Source organism: Rhizobium sp. SRI_017, assembly GCF_057586295.1.
Genome location: NZ_JBYCZP010000006.1, coordinates 91018 through 110633, shown reverse-complemented (window position 1 = coordinate 110633; position 19616 = coordinate 91018). Strand labels below are relative to the sequence as shown.

General features: G+C 60.7%; 18 protein-coding genes. 7 read left to right on the top strand and 11 right to left on the bottom strand.

The annotated features are described in order from the left end of the window. Window positions 1–125 precede the first annotated feature (125 nt). Window positions 126–599, top strand: coding sequence for a chemotaxis protein CheW (locus AC2YI2_RS15360; RefSeq protein WP_487387358.1), 474 nt, complete (start codon window positions 126–128; stop codon window positions 597–599). Window positions 600–679: 80 nt separating this feature from the next. Here the strand turns inward: AC2YI2_RS15360 and AC2YI2_RS15355 are convergent, their stop codons facing one another. Continuing rightward, complete coding sequence (locus tag AC2YI2_RS15355; protein WP_487387357.1) at window positions 680–1066, bottom strand: ectoine synthase; 387 nt, start codon at window positions 1064–1066, stop codon at window positions 680–682. A 110-nt stretch (window positions 1067–1176) separates the two neighbouring features. Between AC2YI2_RS15355 and AC2YI2_RS15350 the strand changes: the two genes are divergently transcribed. Further along, the gene (locus AC2YI2_RS15350) at window positions 1177–2064 is read left to right on the top strand and encodes a LysR substrate-binding domain-containing protein (RefSeq protein ID WP_487387356.1); all 888 of its coding nucleotides are present in this window, start codon (window positions 1177–1179) and stop codon (window positions 2062–2064) included. Here the strand turns inward: AC2YI2_RS15350 and AC2YI2_RS15345 are convergent. Beyond that, window positions 2044–3948 carry a propionyl-CoA synthetase gene (locus AC2YI2_RS15345; RefSeq protein WP_487387355.1) on the bottom strand — a complete coding sequence of 635 codons (1905 nt, stop codon included), beginning with the start codon at window positions 3946–3948 and terminating at the stop codon, window positions 2044–2046. The two genes, AC2YI2_RS15350 and AC2YI2_RS15345, sit on opposite strands and share 21 nt — an antisense overlap. Window positions 3949–4166: 218 nt before the next feature. On the opposite strand from AC2YI2_RS15345, the gene AC2YI2_RS15340 reads away from it, so the two are divergent. After that, complete coding sequence (locus AC2YI2_RS15340; protein ID WP_487387354.1) at window positions 4167–4544, top strand: hypothetical protein; 378 nt, start codon at window positions 4167–4169, stop codon at window positions 4542–4544. Here AC2YI2_RS15340 and AC2YI2_RS15335 read toward each other — a convergent pair. Continuing rightward, the gene (locus AC2YI2_RS15335; RefSeq protein ID WP_487387353.1) at window positions 4536–5192 is read right to left on the bottom strand and encodes a YggS family pyridoxal phosphate-dependent enzyme; all 657 of its coding nucleotides are present in this window, start codon (window positions 5190–5192) and stop codon (window positions 4536–4538) included. The two genes, AC2YI2_RS15340 and AC2YI2_RS15335, sit on opposite strands and share 9 nt — an antisense overlap. Before the next feature lie 133 nt (window positions 5193–5325). On the opposite strand from AC2YI2_RS15335, the gene leuS reads away from it, so the two are divergent. The 3 genes from leuS (at window position 5326) to holA (ending at window position 9583) form a co-directional block, all read left to right on the top strand. Continuing rightward, a complete protein-coding gene (gene leuS, locus AC2YI2_RS15330) occupies window positions 5326–7956 on the top strand; it encodes a leucine--tRNA ligase (protein ID WP_487387352.1) in 2631 nt (876 codons plus the stop codon). Further along, window positions 7943–8461 carry a hypothetical protein gene (locus AC2YI2_RS15325; protein ID WP_487387351.1) on the top strand — a complete coding sequence of 173 codons (519 nt, stop codon included), beginning with the start codon at window positions 7943–7945 and terminating at the stop codon, window positions 8459–8461. Before leuS ends, AC2YI2_RS15325 begins: the two co-directional genes overlap by 14 nt. 75 nt (window positions 8462–8536) lie before the next feature. Further along, a complete protein-coding gene (gene holA, locus AC2YI2_RS15320) occupies window positions 8537–9583 on the top strand; it encodes a DNA polymerase III subunit delta (protein ID WP_487387350.1) in 1047 nt (348 codons plus the stop codon). Window positions 9584–9606: 23 nt separating this feature from the next. Here holA and AC2YI2_RS15315 read toward each other — a convergent pair whose 3' ends face one another. The 8 genes from AC2YI2_RS15315 to hemE form a co-directional block, all read right to left on the bottom strand. Continuing rightward, entirely contained in the window at window positions 9607–10488 is an 882-nt protein-coding gene (locus AC2YI2_RS15315; protein ID WP_487387349.1) for a ParB/RepB/Spo0J family partition protein, read from the bottom strand. Between the two features lie 34 nt (window positions 10489–10522). Next, complete coding sequence (locus tag AC2YI2_RS15310) at window positions 10523–11317, bottom strand: ParA family protein (RefSeq protein ID WP_487387348.1); 795 nt, start codon at window positions 11315–11317, stop codon at window positions 10523–10525. Window positions 11318–11336: 19 nt separating this feature from the next. Then, entirely contained in the window at window positions 11337–11978 is a 642-nt protein-coding gene (rsmG, locus tag AC2YI2_RS15305) for a 16S rRNA (guanine(527)-N(7))-methyltransferase RsmG (protein WP_487387347.1), read from the bottom strand. Then, the gene (gene mnmG, locus AC2YI2_RS15300) at window positions 11975–13852 is read right to left on the bottom strand and encodes a tRNA uridine-5-carboxymethylaminomethyl(34) synthesis enzyme MnmG (protein ID WP_487387346.1); all 1878 of its coding nucleotides are present in this window, start codon (window positions 13850–13852) and stop codon (window positions 11975–11977) included. Before mnmG ends, rsmG begins: the two co-directional genes overlap by 4 nt. Before the next feature lie 51 nt (window positions 13853–13903). Beyond that, window positions 13904–15226 (bottom strand): tRNA uridine-5-carboxymethylaminomethyl(34) synthesis GTPase MnmE, encoded by a 1323-nt coding sequence (mnmE, locus tag AC2YI2_RS15295; protein ID WP_487387345.1) that lies wholly within the window; start codon window positions 15224–15226, stop codon window positions 13904–13906. A 167-nt stretch (window positions 15227–15393) separates the two neighbouring features. Then, a complete protein-coding gene (gene rho / locus AC2YI2_RS15290) occupies window positions 15394–16659 on the bottom strand; it encodes a transcription termination factor Rho (RefSeq protein WP_487387344.1) in 1266 nt (421 codons plus the stop codon). 172 nt (window positions 16660–16831) lie between these two features. Further along, on the bottom strand, window positions 16832–17356 hold the full coding sequence (hemJ, locus tag AC2YI2_RS15285) for a protoporphyrinogen oxidase HemJ (RefSeq protein WP_487387343.1): 525 nt from the start codon (window positions 17354–17356) through the stop codon (window positions 16832–16834). Then, on the bottom strand, window positions 17353–18369 hold the full coding sequence (gene hemE / locus AC2YI2_RS15280) for a uroporphyrinogen decarboxylase (protein ID WP_487387580.1): 1017 nt from the start codon (window positions 18367–18369) through the stop codon (window positions 17353–17355). The genes hemJ and hemE overlap by 4 nt, the downstream gene beginning before the upstream one ends. Window positions 18370–18793: 424 nt before the next feature. On the opposite strand from hemE, the gene AC2YI2_RS15275 reads away from it, so the two are divergent. Beyond that, the gene (locus tag AC2YI2_RS15275; protein ID WP_487387342.1) at window positions 18794–19612 is read left to right on the top strand and encodes a pyruvate, water dikinase regulatory protein; all 819 of its coding nucleotides are present in this window, start codon (window positions 18794–18796) and stop codon (window positions 19610–19612) included. Window positions 19613–19616: the final 4 nt, after the last annotated feature.

The window sequence follows — 19616 nt, the reverse complement described above, 5'->3', positions numbered from 1 at the left end:
CGGCGGCATGATGCGGCACCCTCGCGCAGCCTTCGTGGCGAGCGCCATCATCAATCATCCGCGCTCACCAGCCACGACAGCGCGCCACTCGCTCACGCCCCGGACGCCTGGGAGGAATGTTAGACATGACCAACACGAGTTCCACTGCGATTTTCGAAAGCGACACGCTGGAAATCATCGCCTTTCGTCTCCACGACCAGGAATTCTGCGTCAAGACCACGACAATCCGCGAAATCCGCGGCTGGGCGCCGTCGACCCCCATTCCGCATGCACCGAAGGAAGTCATCGGTGTGATGAACCTGCGCGGCACGGTCATCCCGATCATCGATCTTGCCTACAAGCTCGGCCTGCCGAGCACCGCCGCCAACGAGCGCAGCGCCATTGTCGTCACCGAAGTCAAGAACATGGTCATCGGCATGCTGGTCGACCGGGTCTCCGACATCCTGACCATCAAGGGCTCCGAAGTGCAGCCGGCACCCGAGATCACGACGTCCTTCGACAAGGGCTACACCGACGGCATCATCGCCCGCGAAGGCGGCATGATCTGCTTCCTGAACCTCGCCAAGATGTTCCATGACCAGGAAGCCATCGCGGCCTGACGCCGACGGCATCCGATTCTCCTGAAATCAAAAGCGCCCGGGATCCTCACGGATTCCGGGCGAGTTCGACTGGATCTTTCTTAGTAGGCCGAGCCTTGTCCTGCCTCCAGCCTGTGGCGCTCGGTCCCCTTGAGCGGCGGATTGAAGACGCTGACCAGGATCAGGTCCGCCCGCTTGCCGCCGCGCAGATAGTGCTTGTCATGCTTGTCGAGCACATAGATATCGCCCGGCCGGATCGGCAGGACATTACCTGCCATGTCCTCCACCTCGCCTTCGCCTGATATGCAGTAGCAAGCCTCGAGATGGTTGCGATATTCGAGCACGGATTCCGAGCCGGCCCGCACCACCGTATGGCAGACCGTAAAGCCCATGCCATCAGCCTGGGTCAGCAGCCGATGGCTGGTGCCATTGCCCCATTCGACGAAGAAATCGCTGGTCTCGACATCGGACAGGCTGCGCTTGAACATCTCGTTCTCCTCAGGAAATTTGACAGATATTGGACTGCCATCCATTTGCTTTCCTGGAAGCTTCGTCGAAAACTGACAATACTTCTCCAATATGTGAGATTTATTGACAGATGAAGCTGCCGCCGGCAAATGCCCTCCGTGCCTTCGAGGCCGCCGCCCGCCTCGGCAGCATTTCGCGCGCCGGCGACGAACTGGGCGTGACGCATGCCGCCGTGTCGCACCATATCCGTCATCTCGAACAATGGTTCGGCACCGATCTTTTCCGCAAGGAAGGCCGCAATGTGGTGACGACATCCGAGGGCAGGGCGCTGTCAGAGACGCTCACTGACAGCTTTCGCCAGATCGAGGCGCAGTGCCGCGCGATCCGCAAGGGCAGCAATCCCGCAGGCCTCACCATCGCCTGCATCCCCTCGATCGCCAGCCGCTGGCTGATTCCCTCGCTTGCCGAGTTCCAGGCCAGCCACCCGTCGCTCGAACTCCGCGTCATCTATGCCAAGGCAAGCGACCGGCTCGCCGATCTCGATGCCGACATTCTGGTGACCCTGACGGAGGGTGACGAGCTGGGCACAACAAGCCGCCGGCTATTCTCCCGGCGGAACCATCCCGTGGCGAGCCCGCATTATCTGACAAAGCTCGCCGGCCACAATCCGTCGGACATCGCCGCGGCCAACCTGCTGCATGACGAAGACATGACGAACTGGCGCGAATGGTTCCGCAAGGCCGGCGTCTATCCGTTGCCGGAGCTGAAAGGCCCGATCTTCCAGGACTTCAACCTGCTGGCAACATCGGTCATCGCCGGCCATGGCGTGGCGCTTTGCCCCGTCGAGGTGTTTTCACGTGAAATCACGGCGGGAGATGTCATCGTGCTCTCCGACATCGCGACGATGGAGGACGCCAGCTATTTCGTCGTCACGCCGGCGCGGACCCGAAGCGAGGTCGGCGCCTTCGTCGACTGGTTCCTGGCATCGGTCAAGAACTCAGCCGGTGCGTGCCCGTAGCGCCTCGCCGATCTCTTCGAGGATGGCAGGGTCGTCGATCGTCGCCGGCATCTTCCAGTCTTCCCGGTCGGCGATCTTCTGCATCGTGCCGCGCAGGATTTTCCCTGACCGCGTCTTGGGCAGGCGTTTCACGCAGAGCACCATCTTGAAGGCGGCAACGGGACCAATCTGATCGCGGACCAGCCCGATCACATCCTTTTCGATATCCGCGACCAGCCGCGTCGCATTGGCCTTCAACACCAGGAAGCCGCACGGCACCTGGCCCTTGATCGGGTCCGCAACGCCGATCACCGCGCATTCGGCCACATCAGGATGCCTGGCGCAGACCTCCTCCATCGCACCCGTCGAAAGGCGGTGGCCGGCGCAATTGATGATGTCGTCGGTGCGCGACATGATGAAGAGATAACCGTCCTCATCGAGATAGCCGGCATCGGCGGTCTTGTAGTAGCCGGGGAACTCCTCGAGATAGGCCGAGCGGAAGCGCTCGTCGGCATTCCACAGCGTCGGCAGGCAGCCGGGCGGCATCGGCAGCTTGATCACCACATTGCCGAGGGTGCCCGCAACTACGGGATGACCTGCGTCATCGACCACCTGGACGTCATAGCCCGGCATCGGCCGGGCGGGCGAACCGTGTTTCACGGGCGTCAGGCCGAGGCCGAGCGGATTGACCGCCACCGGCCAGCCGGTCTCCGTCTGCCACCAGTTGTCGATCACGGGCACGCCGAGCTGGCTTTCCGCCCATTTCAGCGTTTCCGGATCGGCGCGCTCGCCGGCCAGGAATAGCGCGCGGAAATCCTGCCGTGGATATTTCTGCACCAGCTCGCCTTCGGGATCCTCCTTGCGGATGGCGCGGAAGGCGGTCGGCGCGGTGAAGAGGGCTGCGACCTTGTGTTCAGTAATCACTCGCCAAAAGGCACCCGCATCCGGCGTCCCCACCGGCTTGCCCTCATAGAGGATCGTCGTATTGCCATGCATCAGCGGGCCGTAGACGATGTAGGAGTGCCCGACGACCCAGCCGATGTCGGAGGCCGCCCAATAGACCTCGCCCGGATCGACGCCGAATATGGCTTTCATCGACCAATGGAGCGTCACCGCGTGCCCGCCATTGTCGCGCACGACGCCCTTCGGCTGGCCGGTCGTGCCCGACGTGTAGAGCACATAGAGCGGATCGGTCGCCTTGACGGGCACGCATTCAGCCTCGGTGCCGCCCCTTGCGCGGATATCGGCTATGGCAGTGGAATAGTCGACATCGCGTCCGTCAACGAGTTCTGCCATCAGTTCCGGACGCTGCAGCAGCAAGCAGTTCGAAGGCTTATGCTTCGCCAGATTGATGGCCTGGTCGATCAGCGGCTTGTAGGCCACGATGCGGCCCGGTTCCAGACCACAGCTCGCCGTGATGATCAGTTTCGCCTGCGAATCGTCGATACGGGTCGCCAGTTCCTGCGCCGCAAAGCCACCGAACACGACCGAATGCACGGCGCCGAGGCGGGCGCAGGCCAGCATGGCGAACACCGCCTCCGGCACCATCGGCATATAGATGATGACGCGGTCGCCTTTCGTCACGCCAAAGCCGCGTATGACGCCGGCGAGCGCCTTCACGTTATCCAGCATCTCGGCATAGGTGAAAGTCAGTTTCGTGCCCGCCATCGGGCTGTCATAGATCACGGCAATCTGATCGGCTCGGCCACGCTCCACGTGGCGATCGAGCGCGTTGTAGCAGGTGTTCAATTCCGCATCCGGGAACCATCGGCCGTAAACACCGGCTTTGGCGTCGAAGATCGTCTCTGGCGCTTTGACCCAATCGATCGCCTTGGCCGCCTCGCGCCAGAAGCCCTCGGGATCACGGCGCCAGCCTTCATAGACCTCGAAATATCTGCTCACCATGTATTCCTCCCGACAAGCCCGCTCCTCAACGGACCGCATGGTGTGCCATGCTGTTCGGGCTAGTTATGGAGCAAAAGCCGCTACGCCGGAAGTGCGACCAAGGATCTAAGCGGAAAGCGGTAGGGTCCCCATATTCATACGCTCGCGTAACAGTCGATTGCCAAGCCCCTTCAACCGGCATATCGTTCTGCCGTTGTTCAGAAATTCGGGGGAAAACGATGAACACGCTTGCCAGAATCTGTTGGATCTCGTCGCCTGTCTACCTCTTGGTAGGCATGACATTCGGCATCTGGATGTCGGCCACCCAGGATCATACCCTGGCACCGGCCCATGCCCATCTCAATCTCATCGGAGGCGTTCTGATGGCCATCTTCGGTGGCTTCTATACGCTGTTCCCAACGGCGGCGCAGACCATGCTGGCCAAGATCCAGGTCGGGATAACCCATCTCGCGGTCTGGTTCATGTTCCCGGGCATCATCATGGCCATCCTGGGCAAGGGCGACTCGCTCGCCAAGATCGGCTCGATCCTCGGTATTCTCGCCATTGTGCTGTTCCTGGTCCAGGTCGCCCGCGCGCCAAATACCCGCTCAGCGTGATCCGAAGATCGCCGACCCGACTCTGACGCTCGTCGCGCCGAAGCCGATCGCGGTTTCGAAATCACCCGACATGCCCATGGAGAGCTTCTCAACGTTGCTCTCCCGGGCGAGCTTCCGGAGCAGCGCGAAATGCGGACCCGGATTCTCATCGGCCGGCGGAATACACATCAGGCCTTCGATATCGAGGCCCAGCTCGTCGCGGCAGAGCGTCACGAATGTCGCCGTCTCATCCGGCGCGATCCCAGCCTTCTGCGGCTCGAGCCCGGTATTGACCTGGACATAGAGCCTCAGGCGCTTGCCCTGCTTGTCCATCTCCGCCTTGAGTGCGCGGGCAATCTTCTCGCGGTCGACGGTCTCGATCACGTCGAACAGCGCAACGGCATCCGCCGCCTTGTTGGATTGCAGCGGCCCGATCAGATGCAGTTCCAGCCCTGAAAATTTGTCGCGCAGGTCAGGCCATTTGCCCTCTGCCTCCTGCACGCGGTTCTCGCCATAGACACGATGCCCGGCTTCGAGCACCGGCAGGATGTCCTCGGCGCCGAACGTCTTGGTCACGGCCACCAGCGTCGCATCATCCGTCCGGCCGACCTCTTTGGCAGCCTTCGTCATCCTCGCCTTGATCTCCGCGTAACGCTCCAGAACAGTCATCCGACACCTCTCATTCCGCCCTCTTCCTAGTGCTTTGGAAGCGGAATGCAAAGCCCGGAAAGCTTGACGCGGCGCACCTTTCGTGGTGAAGGTCGGCCCCAAATTTTCCGGGAATTCAGGGTTACTGACGAGAATGGCGACAGAACGTTACAATCCGCGCGAGGTCGAACCGCGCTGGCAGAAACATTGGTCCGAGAACAAGGTTTTCGAGACCAACAATGACGATCCGCGCGACAAATACTACGTCCTGGAAATGTTCCCCTACCCGTCCGGCCGCATTCATATGGGCCATGTGCGCAACTATGCGATGGGCGATGTCGTCGCCCGCTACAAACGCGCCCGCGGCTACAATGTGCTCCACCCCATGGGCTGGGACGCCTTCGGCATGCCGGCCGAAAATGCAGCAATGAAGAACAAGATCCATCCCAAGACCTGGACCTATGAGAACATCGCCACGATGCGCAGCCAGCTGAAAAGCATGGGCCTGTCGCTCGACTGGTCGCGCGAATTCGCCACCTGCGATGTCGAATATTACCAGCGCCAGCAGCATCTCTTCCTCGACATGATGGAAAAGGGCCTGGTCTACCGCAAGAATTCCAAGGTCAACTGGGACCCGGAGGACATGACCGTGCTCGCCAACGAGCAGGTCATCGATGGCCGCGGTTGGCGCTCCGGCGCGCTCGTCGAACAGCGTGAGCTGACCCAGTGGTTCTTCAAGATCACCGACTTCGCACAGGATCTGCTCGACCAGCTGGATCACCTCGACCAGTGGCCGGAAAAGGTCCGGCTGATGCAGAAGAACTGGATCGGCCGTTCCGAAGGCCTTACGGTCCGCTGGAAAGTGGTCGAAGGTACTTCGCCGGATAAAAGCCGAGAGATCGAGGTCTATACCACCCGGCCCGACACGCTGTTCGGCGCGTCCTTCCTCGCCATTTCCGCCGATCATCCGGTCGCCAGGGCGGCCGCCGCACGGAATGTCGAGATCGAGGCCTTCTGTGACGAAACCCGCCGCCAGGGCACGTCGCTCGCCGCTCTCGAGACTGCCGAAAAGAAGGGTATCGACACCGGTATTCGCGTCACCCATCCCTTCGATCCGGACTGGCAGATCCCGGTCTATGTCGCCAACTTCGTGCTGATGGACTACGGCACGGGCGCCATTTTCGGCTGCCCGTCGGGCGACCAGCGCGACCTGGATTTCGCCAACAAATATGGCTTGCCCGTCGTGCCGGTGGTCCTTCCCCCGGGCGCCGACAAGGATACGTTCGCGGTGACGGACGAATCCTATATCGGCGACGGCACGATGATCAATTCGCGCTTCCTCGACGGCATGGACACCGACACGGCCTTCGACGAAGTGGCCAACCGCCTCGCCGCACAGAGCCTGTTCGATGCCCCGCAGGCCGAGCGCAAGGTGAATTTCCGCCTGCGCGACTGGGGCATTTCGCGCCAGCGCTATTGGGGCTGCCCGATCCCGGTCATCCATTGCGAAGTCTGCGGCGTCGTACCCGTTCCAAAGAAGGACCTGCCGGTGCAACTGCCCGACGATGTGACCTTCGACACGCCCGGCAATCCGCTTGATCGCCATCCGACCTGGCGTCATGTCGCCTGCCCGCAATGCGGCAAGGACGCGCGGCGCGAGACCGACACGATGGACACCTTCGTCGACTCGTCCTGGTATTACACTCGCTTTACTGCGCCCTGGGAAGATGCACCGACCGATCCGAAGGCCGCCGACGCCTGGCTGCCTGTTGATCAGTATATCGGCGGCATCGAGCACGCGATCCTGCACCTGCTCTATTCGCGCTTCTTTACGCGTGCGATGCGCGCCACCGGCCATGTCGGATTGGACGAGCCGTTCAAGGGCCTGTTCACCCAGGGCATGGTCGTGCACGAGACTTATCGCCTGGGCGAAGGCCAGAATGGCGCTTGGATCGAGCCAGCTGAAATCAGGATCGAGGAGGTCGACGGCAAGCGCCGCGCCTACATGCTGTCATCAGGCGAAGAGCTGATGATCGGCTCGATCGAGAAGATGTCGAAGTCGAAGAAGAACGTCGTCGATCCCGACGATATCATCGCCTCCTATGGTGCTGATACCGCTCGCTTTTTCGTCCTCTCCGACTCGCCGCCGGATCGCGATGTGATCTGGACCGAGGCCGGTGTCGAAGGCTCGCACCGCTTCGTCCAACGCGTCTGGCGTCTGGTCTCGGAAGCCGCGGATGTTCTGCGCGATGCGGAAAGTAAGTCGGCTAAGGATGGCGACGCACTGGCGATTTCTCAAGTCGCCCACAAGACGCTGAAGGCCGTCGGCAGCGACTATGACCGCCTCGCCTTCAACAAGGCCGTGGCGCGCATCTATGAACTGGTCAATGCGCTCGCTGCTCCGCTCGGCCAGGTCGCATCCGGCAAGGCCGACAGTGCGACCATCTCGGCCGTTCGCGAGGCCACCGAGATCCTGGTCCGCCTGATCGCCCCGATGACACCCCATCTCGCCGAAGAGTGCTGGACGCTGCTCGGCTGCGGGGGAATCGTCGCAGAAGCAGCGTGGCCAGCCTATGATGAAGCCCTGGTCGCCGACAATGTCGTCACCATGCCGGTGCAGATCAACGGCAAGAAGCGCGCGGATTTGACAATCGCCCGCGATGCGGATCAAAGTCAGGTCGAACGCGCGGTGCTGGAACTCGAGGCCGTCCGCACGGCGCTGGAGGGGAAGGCGCCGAAGAAGATCATCGTGGTTCCACAGAGGATCGTGAATGTCGTTGTCTGATGCGAGAAATCTGAGGCTCGCGGGCCTCGCGGCTGGTCTATGCGCGATTCTTGCCCTGACCGGATGCCAGGTAAAACCGCTCTATGCCACCAGTTCCGGCACGGCGCAGGCCATGGCCTCGATCGATTTCTCCGAAGCCGATGACCGCGTGGAACTCGAGGTTCGCAACAATCTCGTCTTCCTGGCCGGCGGCGGCGCGAGCGAGCCGGTGAACCCGGAATATGACGTCGATTTCAACGTGACGACGCGCTATATCGGCGTTCTGCTCGACCTCAAGGACGATCTGCCGCGCGCCGGTCGCGTCGAGCTTCGCGCCGATTTCACGCTGAAGCGTCGCGAGACCGGCGAGATTCTCAAGACCGGCAAGCGCCGCACGGTCGCCCTGGTCGACTATCCCGGCCAGGAGTTCGCCAAGATCCGCGCCACGCGTGACGCGGAGAACCGCGCGGCCCGCGAACTCGCAGAATTGATGCGCGCCGACATTGCGAGCTGGCTCGGCCGCTGAGTGCATCCGGGCGACGCGAAACATCGCCCGGCACTTGCCCCGAAGACATGGAGCGCCCCGCTCCCAGGAAACAGCATGGCGGAGATCAAGGCTCACGAATTCGACCAGTTCGCCAAGCGCCGTGCCCGCGAGTTCAGGATTTTCCTGATCTATGGGCCGGATCGCGGCCTTGTCTCCGAACGCGCAACGGTATTGGCGAAGATGACCGGCGTCGACATGAACGATGCCTTCTCCTTCATGCGGCTCGACGCCTCTGATATCAATGCCGATCCCGGCCGCCTGTTCGACGAGGCCAATTCAACGGGCCTGTTCGGTGGCGAGAAGCTTATCTGGATCAAGGGTGCAGGCGCCGACAAGACCCTCTCGGAAGCTCTTTCGGGCCTCGCGGAAAACCCGCCCTCCAATGCCTGGGTCATTGTCGAGGCGGGTGATCTCAAGAAGGGCGCCAACCTGAGGAAAGCGGCGGAAGGTGCCGGCGCCGCCATGGCAATCCCGTGCTATGCCGACGACGCCAAGTCATTGAATCTGCTGATCGATGAGGAACTCGCCGGGGCCGGATTGCGCATCACGGCGGACGCCCGCATGGCGCTGCAAGACTGCCTCGGCGGCGACCGGATAGCGTCTCGCAACGAAATCCGCAAACTCGCGCTCTACGCCAGGGACGACGGCCTGATCGAGGAAAGCCATGTCACCGCAATCGTCGGCGACGCCAGCGCCATCTCGACGGACGATGCGGTGGATGCCGTGCTCAAAGGAGACTTAGCCGGCTTTCATCATGCCATCCAGAAAGTCGTCGCATCCAAGACGCCGGTGTTTCTCGTGCTGCAGGGCTGCCTGAGGCAACTGCAATTGCTTGATATTATGCGCACGGAGATCGACGGCCGCCGCGCCAGCGTACAGGACGCCGTCAATGCACATGGTCGGCATCTCCACTTCCGACGCAAGCCCGTCGTGGAAGGCGCGCTCAGAGCACTTTCGGCACAGGCGATCTCAACGGAAATGAATCGTCTGCAGGCCGCCGTGCTTCAAAGCCGCCAGAGAGCCAGCCTTGAAGACACCATCGCGATGCAGGCACTGCTCGCGACGACACTGGTCGCCGGGCGAGGACAGGGCAAGCGCTAGATTTCGTTCCGTATTCGAAACGATTATCTGCGTTCCAGCAAACGGCAGATATTCTCAAGCTGTTCCAACGACTTATAAGAAATCGTCAGGCGGCCGCCATTGCCCTTGTGATTGATCACCACATCGAGACCAAGGCCATCCGACAGCGTACGCTCCAACGCGATCGTGTCCGGATCCCTTTGCACCGACTTTGTTTCCGGCGCAGGCTGCGACTGGGCACGAATATTGTTCTGGGCGATGCGTTCGGCATCGCGGACCGAAAGGCCCTTGGCGATGATGGTTCGGGCCAGGCCAACGGGATCGGAGGTCGGAATCAGCGCGCGAGCATGGCCGGCGGAAAGTGTGCCCGATATGATCATGTCGCGCACGAGATCGGGCAGTTTGAGCAGGCGCAGGCTGTTGGCAACATGCGACCGGCTCTTGCCGATGATTTCACCGAGATCATTCTGGGTGTATCCGTGTTCTGCAATCAGCTGGTCGTAGCCCAGTGCCTCTTCGAGCGGATTGAGGTCGGCGCGCTGGACGTTCTCCACGATTGCCAGCTCAAGCGCGGTGCGATCATCCACATCCCGGACTAGGACGGGAATCTCGTTGAGGCCAGCGAGCTGCGCCGCCCGCCAGCGGCGTTCGCCGGCGATGATTTCAAGCTTGCCATCCGCGATCGTGCGGACAACGACGGGCTGGACGATGCCGTGCTGACGGATCGACGAGGCCAGGTCCTGCAGATCTTCCTCGGCAAAATGCTTGCGCGGATTCTTCGGGTTGCGAACGACGAGATCGATCGCCACTTTGCGGTCGGCGCTAACGCTCGGCCGTGCGGTGATATCCGACATCGGCTGGTCCATTTCGCCGATGAGTGCTGCGAGGCCGCGGCCCAGACGCCGCTTTGAAGGATCGTCGTTCATCTCTCTGTCCGAATTCATTTCGTTTCTGAATCGATTACGCCGCGCGGGCTTGCCGCTCGCGTTGAATGACCTCAGAGGCCAGCTGCAGATAGGCCTGGCTGCCGGCGCATTTCAGATCGTAAAGGATCGCCGGCTTGCCATAAGAAGGGGCTTCAGACACCCGAACGTTGCGAGGGATAAGTGTTTGATAAACCTTGCTTCCCAGGTGTTCGCGCACATCCGAAACGACCTGTTGCGCCAGGTTGTTGCGGGCGTCGAACATGGTCAGGACGATACCCTGGATGTCGAGGCCGGGATTGACCGTTCTGCGCACCTGATCGATGGTTTCCAGAAGCTGGGACAGGCCTTCCAGTGCGAAGAACTCGCATTGAAGCGGCACCAGCACTGATTGGGCAGCGGCAAGCGCATTCATCGTCAGCAGGTTGAAGGAGGGCGGGCAGTCGATCAGAATATAGTCGTAGAGATCCGCATCGGGGTGCATCAACGCCTTCTTCATCCTGAAAACGCGATCGTTCTCCCGGCCGATCTCCATCTCGACACCCAGCAGGTCCATCGTCGACGTCGCAATCCAGAGATTGGGCACCGCGGTGGGCATAGCGACTTCTCTGATCGTGTTGGCACCGACCAGGAGGTCATAGGTCGAGAATTTGCGGTCCTTTCGGTTGATTCCAAGGCCGGTCGACGCATTTCCCTGTGGATCGAGGTCGACAATCAGCACGCGCTCGCCAATGGCGGCAAGCGCCGTGGCCAGATTGATGGCAGTCGTGGTCTTTCCCACGCCACCCTTTTGATTGGCGATGGTGATAATGCGATGCGTTGGCTTGTTCATTGCTTTGCCCAGGCTGCGCCTAAAGGGGTCGAATTCCGCCGATTTCGAGCACGACGGAATCCTTTTCGATGATACTCTCATGTATTACCAGATCGAACTCCCATCGCCTACGCGATTTCTCGATCTCGCTGCGGTAATCCCGGCCTTTGTGGAAGTAGGCCTTGAGCTGGCCGTTCTTATCGGCCCAGGGACGGGCGAATTCGAGCAATAGATCGAGCTCAGCGAGCGCGCGAGCCGATATGGCATTGCATTCAGGAACCAAATCCGCCGCATTCTCGATCCGAACGGGGTGCACCGTGCCGCGTGCACCTGTTTCCGCTAAGACAGTGCGAAGGAAAGCGGCCTTCTTGTTGTTGCTCTCAACGAGATGCACCCAGCCATCACCCAGCTCCGCCAGGAAGATGGCTGTAATGACACCCGGAAATCCGCCGCCACTGCCCAGGTCAACCCAGGTCCTTGCGCCCGGCGCCAGTTGAAAAATCTGAGCCGAATCAGCGATGTGGCGATTCCACAGATCGTCGAGGGTTGAGGGCGCGACGAGATTGATCGCCTTGGCCCATTTGGCAAAAAGCGCGGCAAAATGCTCCAGCCGTGCCGCTGTTTCACGTGAAACAGCCTGGCCGTTTAACGAGCGCGGCAGACTCGTGCTCGTTGAACTCATCCGGCGAGGCTCTTCAATTCGTTGTGTCGTTTCACCGCCAGAAGGATCAGTGACGTCGCCGCGGGAGTCATCCCTTCGAGCCGCGATGCCTGGGCGATATTGGCCGGTCGTGCGCGACCAAGCTTCTGCTTGAGCTCGTTCGAAAGGCCAGGCAGCGCCTGATAATCCATATCGGATGGGATCTGGCGGCCCTCCTCCCGACGAATCTCGGAAATGTCGGCCTCCTGGCGACCGAGAAAGACCGAATATGAGGCCTCGATCTTCAATGCCTCGGTCGTGCGGCTCGAAGCCTTGCTCAATTCCGGCCAAACGCGCAACAGGTCGCCATACTCAATATCGGCGCGACTGAGAAGTTCATAGGCACTCCGCCTTTGTCCGTCGAGATTGATGTCAATCCCATGAGCGCGGGCCTCGTTCGGTGTCAAACTACGCGCCTTGAGTTCGTTGCGAGATGCGTCGAGTTCTTCGTTCCACCGCCGGAACTTCTCACGCCGCCCCTCAAGAACCAACCCAAGTTCATCGCCCCATGACGTCAAGCGCTGATCCGCATTGTCGGCGCGCAAGCTGAGACGGTATTCTGCGCGCGAGGTGAACATCCGATAGGGCTCAGCAACGCCGCGTGACGTGAGATCGTCTATCATCACACCGATATAGGAATCGGTGCGGCTGAAAACCGTCTGCGGCGAACCGGCAGATTTGCGCGCGGCGTTGAGCCCCGCGACAAGACCTTGCGCGCCCGCTTCTTCGTAGCCGGTCGTGCCATTGATCTGTCCGGCGAGATACAGACCTGACAAGCGTTTGGTTTCCAACGTCAAATGAAGCTCGCGCGGATCGACGTGATCATATTCGATCGCGTAACCAGGCTGAAGAATGCGAGCCTTCTCCAGACCGGGGATCGTATGAATAAAGGCTTCCTGCACGGCTTCCGGCAGCGACGTCGAAATGCCATTCGGGTAGATCGTGTCGTCATCGAGACCCTCTGGCTCAAGGAAGATCTGATGGCCGTCGCGCTCGCCGAATTTCACGATCTTGTCTTCGATCGACGGGCAGTAACGAGGGCCCACCCCTTCGATCTGACCGGAATACATCGCGGATTGATGCAGATTGTCGGCAATCAGCTTGTGTGTCGCTGGCACCGTGCGCGTCACGCCGCACTCGATCTGCGGATTGTTGATGTGATCGGTCATGAAGGAGAAGGGCACGGGTTCCTCGTCGGCGCCCTGCCGGCCAACCGAGTCCCAATCGACTGTCTTGCCGTCAAGCCGTGCCGGCGTACCGGTCTTCAATCGGCCGAGCGCGAAGCCGGCTCCGTCGAGGGTCGCCGAGAGCCCAACCGACGGCGCTTCTCCGACCCGACCCGCCGGAATTTTCTTGTTGCCGATGTGAATCAGTCCGCGAAGGAACGTTCCTGTGGTCAGGACGACGGCCCCGCAGCTAAACTCGCGCCCGTCTGCCAGAATGATGCCAGAGACCGTTTCGGAATCGACTCGAAGATCGAAAGCGTCACCTTCAATGATCGTCAGATTGGCATGGTCGAACAGCTCCGCCTGCATCGCCTGGCGATAAAGCTTGCGATCTGCCTGCGTTCGTGGACCTCGGACCGCCGGACCCTTGCGTCGATTCAACAGACGAAATTGAATGCCCGCGGCATCGGCCACACGACCCATGAGACCGTCCAGGGCATCAATCTCGCGGACAAGGTGACCTTTTCCCAAGCCGCCAATCGCCGGATTGCAGGACATGACACCGATTGTGTCGCGTTTGTGCGTGATCAAAGCCGTTCTGGCTCCGAATCGAGCCGACGCAGACGCAGCTTCACTGCCGGCATGGCCGCCACCGATCACGATGACATCAAATGTTGTCGGTTCGGCCATCAGCCAATACCACTTCCTGTTTCACGTGAAACCTTCGACTCGCTCAAGCTGTCACTTGCCGATGCAAAACTCAGAAAAGATGACATCGAGCAAATCCTCGACATCAACTCGTCCGGTGATCTTGCCCAAACTATGCCCCGCGAGACGCAGATATTCTGCTTTTAATTCCAATGACATAGCATCCGCCACAAGGCAGTACTCGATATCTGTGACGGCCTTGCGCAAATAGTCGGCCTGTCGTTTCCGGGCCGGGCCGAGGCCCCCCGCAGCCGCCGTGCTCGCCTCGATCTCTTCCGAGATTCGTTTCGCGAGTGAATCGAATCCCTCGCCTGTCGTGGATGACAGATAGAGAATGCCTGACTGGCGAGGCGTCGCAGCATCTAGCAGATCGGACTTCGAGTGTATAGTCAGGAATCTTTTGCCCTCCGGCAGGGGGGTATCATCAACCATGTCGCCGGCCCCTCCCAACAGCAGCACCAGATCCGCCTGCTCGATTGACCGGAACGCCCTGCGGACTCCCTCCCGTTCTACGACATCGCTGGTTTCACGAATACCGGCCGTGTCCATGAGATGGACGAGGTAGCCGCCGACGTCCAGATCCACGCCCAACACATCCCGGGTCGTACCCGCGACGTCGGTGACGATGGCGACGTCGCGCTTGACGAGTGCATTGAGCAGGCTGGATTTCCCGGCATTGGGCGGACCCACAATGGCGATCCGGTAACCGTCGCGGACAATCTCCGAAGCCGCGGCGCCAGCCAGATGTTGGTTCATCTCCATCATCAGCTCCGACAGAAGCGGCCACAACTGATTGCTGACGGCGCCGGGAACATCCTCCTCGTCGGGAAAATCCAGCTCCGCCTCGATCAAAGCGCGGATGCGGGTCAGGCGCTCGGCCCAGCCCGCATAGAGCGACGATAGCGCTCCGCCGGATTGCTCGAGCGCCAGTTTCCGCTGCATCTCGGTATCGGCGGTGATGAGGTCGGCAAGGCCCTCGATCTCGACAAGGTCGAGCCGGCCATTGTCGAAGGCGCGCCGCGAGAACTCACCCGCCTCGGCATGGCGCAGGCCGTCAAACGTCGCGAGTTCCTGCAGGATCGCCGCAACGACCGCCCGGCCGCCGTGGAGCTGGAATTCGACGCAGTCTTCTCCGGTGAAAGACGCAGGCGCGGGAAAGGTCAGAACCACGCCCTGGTCGATGCGGTCGCCGTTCCGCTTCCGAATCCATCGCAGCGATGCGCGCCGGGCATCCGGCGTCGCGCCAGCGAGCGTCTCGGCGACGCCGAGAGCATGCGGGCCACTCAGGCGTATGACGGCCACGCCGGAGGGCAGGCCGCCCGAAGAGAGGGCGAAGATCGTGTCGCGTGCGGTCAAATCGAGCGCGTCCCGGATTGCAGTGTTGGCCTCTAGCGCTTATCGCGCCTCGCAGCCCACGGCAATGGTTTCACATGCCACGGAGCAACATGGTGGTGCGACAAACGGAAAGGTCGCCGCGGACATCCGGGCGACCTCAAGAATCCGGCTAAGAATCCGGCGAAATTTCAAGTGTTCATCGAGTCGAAGAAATCGCCGTTGGTCTTCGTCTGCTTGAGCTTGTCGATGAGGAATTCGATCGCGTCGGTCGTGCCCATAGGTGCCAGGATGCGGCGGAGCACGAAGACCTTCTGCAGATCCTGGCGCGGCACGATCAGGTCTTCCTTGCGGGTACCGGACTTGAGGATATCCATGGCCGGGAAGATGCGCTTGTCGGCGACCTTGCGGTCGAGCACGATTTCCGAGTTGCCGGTACCCTTGAATTCTTCGAAGATGACTTCGTCCATGCGGCTGCCGGTATCGATCAGCGCGGTTGCGATGATGGTGAGCGAGCCGCCTTCCTCGATGTTGCGGGCGGCACCGAAGAAGCGCTTCGGGCGTTGCAGGGCGTTGGCGTCGACACCACCGGTCAGGACCTTGCCCGACGACGGCACGACGGTGTTGTAGGCGCGGCCGAGGCGGGTGATCGAATCGAGCAGGATGACGACGTCTCGGCCGTGTTCCACGAGGCGCTTGGCCTTCTCGATGACCATTTCGGCGACCTGAACGTGGCGCACGGCGGGTTCGTCGAAGGTCGAGGACACGACTTCGCCGCGCACCGAGCGCTGCATGTCGGTCACCTCTTCCGGCCGTTCGTCGATCAGCAGGACGATCAGGTAGCATTCCGGATGGTTTGCGGTGATCGAATGCGCGATGTTCTGCAGCAGCACCGTCTTACCCGTACGGGGCGGGGCGACGATCAGGCCGCGCTGGCCCTTGCCGAGCGGTGCGACAAGGTCGATGACGCGCGCCGAGATGTCCTTGGTGGTCGGGGCATCCAGTTCCATCTTAAAGCGCTCATTGGGATAGAGCGGCGTCAGATTGTCGAAATGGACCTTGTGGCGGATCTTTTCGGGATCCTCGAAATTGATTGTATTGACCTTGAGCAGCGCGAAATAGCGCTCGCCTTCCTTGGGGCCGCGAATCGGGCCTTCCACAGTGTCGCCGGTCTTGAGCGAGAAGCGGCGGATCTGCGACGGGGAAATATAGATGTCGTCAGGACCCGGCAGGTAATTGGCGTTGGCCGAACGCAGAAAGCCGAAGCCGTCCTGCAGCAATTCGACGACACCCTCGCCGATGATCTCCACTTCCTGGGCCGCGAGATTCTTGAGAATGGCAAACATCAGCTCCTGCTTGCGCATGACGCTGGCATTTTCCACCCCGACCGATTCGGCAAATGTGAGGAGGTCGGTGGGTGTCTTGTTTTTGAGTTCTTGAAGCTTCATTTCAGCCATGAAGTTAAACCACTGGAGGGGAGGAGGAGCGGACGTCTGGGGGAGGTCTGCGAAAAGGCATGCGCAGAAGAGGAAAGCACGCCGCAATGCCGGAAGGCGCTTGTTAGATAGCGCCTCGGTTTCGACGTCGCAAGAGCGCTGTGCCAGAATCGTCTGGCTTTGGCAAGATATATCAGAACGGCTTCAATACGACGAGAAGCACGATGATGACCATCAGCAGGGCCGGTACCTCGTTGACCATCCGCCAGTGCCGCGTCGTTCTCGGCCTTTGGTCGCGACCGAAGGCGCGCAGCGCAAGGCCGTAATAGACGTGCATCGCCGTCATTGCCAGGACAGCGACAAACTTGGCATGCAGCCAGGCCGCGTCGAACCATTGGCCATGCCAGACGAGGATGAAGCCCAGGATCCAGCTGAGCATCATGGCCGGGTTCATGATGAAGCGATAGAGCCGGGTTTCCATCGTCTTGAAAGTCTCCGACGCATCCGAGCCGGGTGCCTTCTCATGATGATAGATGAAGAGCCGCGGAAGGTACAAAAGTCCGGCCATCCAGGCGATGACGGCCATGATATGCAATGCCTTGAACCAGAGATAGGCATTGTCGGACAGGACGTTGACGGCGATCGCGCCTGCAACGAAGACGACGAGCGCGATTGCGGCGCGCAGCCCGCTCTTCGCACCCGCATCATCTCCGCTCATGACCTTGCTCCGTCCGAGCGCACGCGGGCAATCAACCGTTCGACATTGGCGGTATCCGCTTCCGGCGTGATGCCATGGCCGAGATTGAAGATCAGCGGTCCCTGTCCGAGCTTCTGGAGAATGCGGTCGACGGCATGATCGAGATTGTCGCCACCACTCACCATTTTCAGCGGATCGAGATTGCCCTGGACGGCGCCATCCTTTTGCAGCTCGGCGGCAAAATCGAGCGGCACGGTCCAGTCGAGACCGATCGCGTCGGCGCCGGTGGCCTGGCGATAGGTCTTGAGATTGTAGCCGGCGCCCTTGGCAAAGGCGATGATCTTTGCGCCCGGACGTTCGGCGCGGACCATATCGATGATCCGTTTCACAGGCTTTGCGGCATAGGCGTCGAAATCCTCATCGCCCAACACCCCTGCCCAGCTGTCGAAAATCTGGACCGCATCGGCGCCGGCATCGAGCTGCGCTACCAGATAAGTCGCAGATGCCTCAGCGATGAGGCTGAGCAGCTTCTCGAACGCCTTGGGGTGACGTGCCGCAAACAGCCGCGCCGGGGCCTGGTCGGGCGTACCGTGGCCGGCAATCATGTAGGTAGCAATTGTCCAGGGTGCGCCACAGAAGCCCAGCAGTGTGGTCTCATCGGGCAGCTCGCGCCGCAACCGCCCGACCGTCTCGAGCACCGGGGCGAGATAAGCCTTCACATCAGGCACCGTCAGCTTCTCGATGCCGTCGACATCGATCGGATCGAGAAGCGGTCCTTCGCCTTCCTTGAAGCGAACATTGCGTTTCATCGCATCAGGAATGACGAGGATGTCGGAGAACAGGATGGCGGCGTCGAAGCCAAAACGACGGATCGGCTGCAGCGTCACTTCGGTTGCGAGATCGGGCGTATAACAGAGATTGAGGAAGCCATTGGCCGTGGCGCGCACCTGTCGGTATTCCGGCAGATAACGCCCCGCCTGTCTCATAAGCCATATCGGAGGCGGTGTGACGGTGCTGCCCGAAAGGACATTCATCACCTTGCGTTCGGCAGTTCCCACAGGCGCCCCTAAATCAAATAATTTCTTAATGACTGGTTTCTATTTCTTAAGAGTCGGTGAGATTCAAGGATTAAAGTGCCGCACAGGTTTTTCCCTGATCCGTCCACCGGGAGCGCTCGTGTGGATAGCGATCCTGATCGACGAGCAGGATTTCGCGGATAACGCAATTCTTTCTTTGGAATCAAGGCGCTTGCCGCTAAGGCGAAACGAGCTAGATTGTGGACAGCGTGTTGACGGTCATGGAAAGTTCATACTTTCTTAACCCGCTCCACAAGGCTCCCGGAGATCTGTCCTTTCATGCTAAGGCTGTGGAGAAATCGGCGGTTTTCCCGAGGGCGGTTAAGGATTCGTTAGGATCCGTGACTTTCTCCACAGGCATCAACAGGGCACCTCAATAAGCGTGGAAAACAAAAAAAACTTCTTCCACCTGCATCTCATCTCCGATTCGACCGGCGAGACGCTGATCGCAGCGGGGCGGGCGGCTGCTTCGCAATTTGCCGATTCACATGCGGTCGAACATGTCTATCCGCTGGTGCGGAACCGCAAGCAGGTCGCCGATGTGCTGGCCGAAATCGATCGTCTCCCCGGCATCGTGCTCCACACCGTGATCGACCAGGAGCTTGCGGGCGTGATCGACGAGGCCTGCACCGCGATGGGCGTGCCCTGTGTTTCGGTGATCGAGCCGGTGCTGCAGATCTTCCAGTCCTATCTGGGTGCGCCCTCGAAGCGCCGCGTCGGCGCCCAGCACGAGCTCAATGCCGGCTACTTCGCCCGCATCGAAGCACTCAACTTCACGATGGATCATGACGATGGTCAGCTGCCGCATAATATAGACGAGGCCGATGTCATCCTGCTCGGCGTCTCCAGGACGTCGAAGACCCCGACCGCCATCTATCTCGCCAATCGCGGGATCAAGACGGCGAACGTGCCGATCGTCGCCGGCATGAAACTGCCCGACAGCCTGTTCAAGGCAAGGCAGCCGCTGATCGTCTGCCTGATCGCCGCGATCGACCACATTTCTCAGGTCCGGCAGAATCGCGTGCTGGGTTCGACCATGGGCTATCAGGAGACCTATACCGATCGCGCGGCGATCGCCGAGGAGATCAAGTTCGCCAAGCAGCTCTGTGCCCGCCACAACTGGCCGGTCATCGACGTCACCCGCAAGTCGATCGAGGAGACCGCGGCAGCCATCGTTGCACTGCGCGTGAAACAGCGATAGTCAG

What these genes read in the sequence shown, in the direction of transcription:
- AC2YI2_RS15360 (WP_487387358.1), top strand. Translation starts at nt 126, where the DNA reads ATGACCAACACGAGTTCCACTGCGATTTTCGAAAGCGACACGCTGGAA.
- AC2YI2_RS15355 (WP_487387357.1), bottom strand. Translation starts at nt 1,066, where the DNA reads ATGTTCAAGCGCAGCCTGTCCGATGTCGAGACCAGCGATTTCTTCGTC.
- AC2YI2_RS15350 (WP_487387356.1), top strand. Translation starts at nt 1,177, where the DNA reads ATGAAGCTGCCGCCGGCAAATGCCCTCCGTGCCTTCGAGGCCGCCGCC.
- AC2YI2_RS15345 (WP_487387355.1), bottom strand. Translation starts at nt 3,948, where the DNA reads ATGGTGAGCAGATATTTCGAGGTCTATGAAGGCTGGCGCCGTGATCCC.
- AC2YI2_RS15340 (WP_487387354.1), top strand. Translation starts at nt 4,167, where the DNA reads ATGAACACGCTTGCCAGAATCTGTTGGATCTCGTCGCCTGTCTACCTC.
- AC2YI2_RS15335 (WP_487387353.1), bottom strand. Translation starts at nt 5,192, where the DNA reads ATGACTGTTCTGGAGCGTTACGCGGAGATCAAGGCGAGGATGACGAAG.
- leuS (WP_487387352.1), top strand. Translation starts at nt 5,326, where the DNA reads ATGGCGACAGAACGTTACAATCCGCGCGAGGTCGAACCGCGCTGGCAG.
- AC2YI2_RS15325 (WP_487387351.1), top strand. Translation starts at nt 7,943, where the DNA reads ATGTCGTTGTCTGATGCGAGAAATCTGAGGCTCGCGGGCCTCGCGGCT.
- holA (WP_487387350.1), top strand. Translation starts at nt 8,537, where the DNA reads ATGGCGGAGATCAAGGCTCACGAATTCGACCAGTTCGCCAAGCGCCGT.
- AC2YI2_RS15315 (WP_487387349.1), bottom strand. Translation starts at nt 10,488, where the DNA reads ATGAACGACGATCCTTCAAAGCGGCGTCTGGGCCGCGGCCTCGCAGCA.
- AC2YI2_RS15310 (WP_487387348.1), bottom strand. Translation starts at nt 11,317, where the DNA reads ATGAACAAGCCAACGCATCGCATTATCACCATCGCCAATCAAAAGGGT.
- rsmG (WP_487387347.1), bottom strand. Translation starts at nt 11,978, where the DNA reads ATGAGTTCAACGAGCACGAGTCTGCCGCGCTCGTTAAACGGCCAGGCT.
- mnmG (WP_487387346.1), bottom strand. Translation starts at nt 13,852, where the DNA reads ATGGCCGAACCGACAACATTTGATGTCATCGTGATCGGTGGCGGCCAT.
- rho (WP_487387344.1), bottom strand. Translation starts at nt 16,659, where the DNA reads ATGGCTGAAATGAAGCTTCAAGAACTCAAAAACAAGACACCCACCGAC.
- hemJ (WP_487387343.1), bottom strand. Translation starts at nt 17,356, where the DNA reads ATGAGCGGAGATGATGCGGGTGCGAAGAGCGGGCTGCGCGCCGCAATC.
- hemE (WP_487387580.1), bottom strand. Translation starts at nt 18,369, where the DNA reads ATGAATGTCCTTTCGGGCAGCACCGTCACACCGCCTCCGATATGGCTT.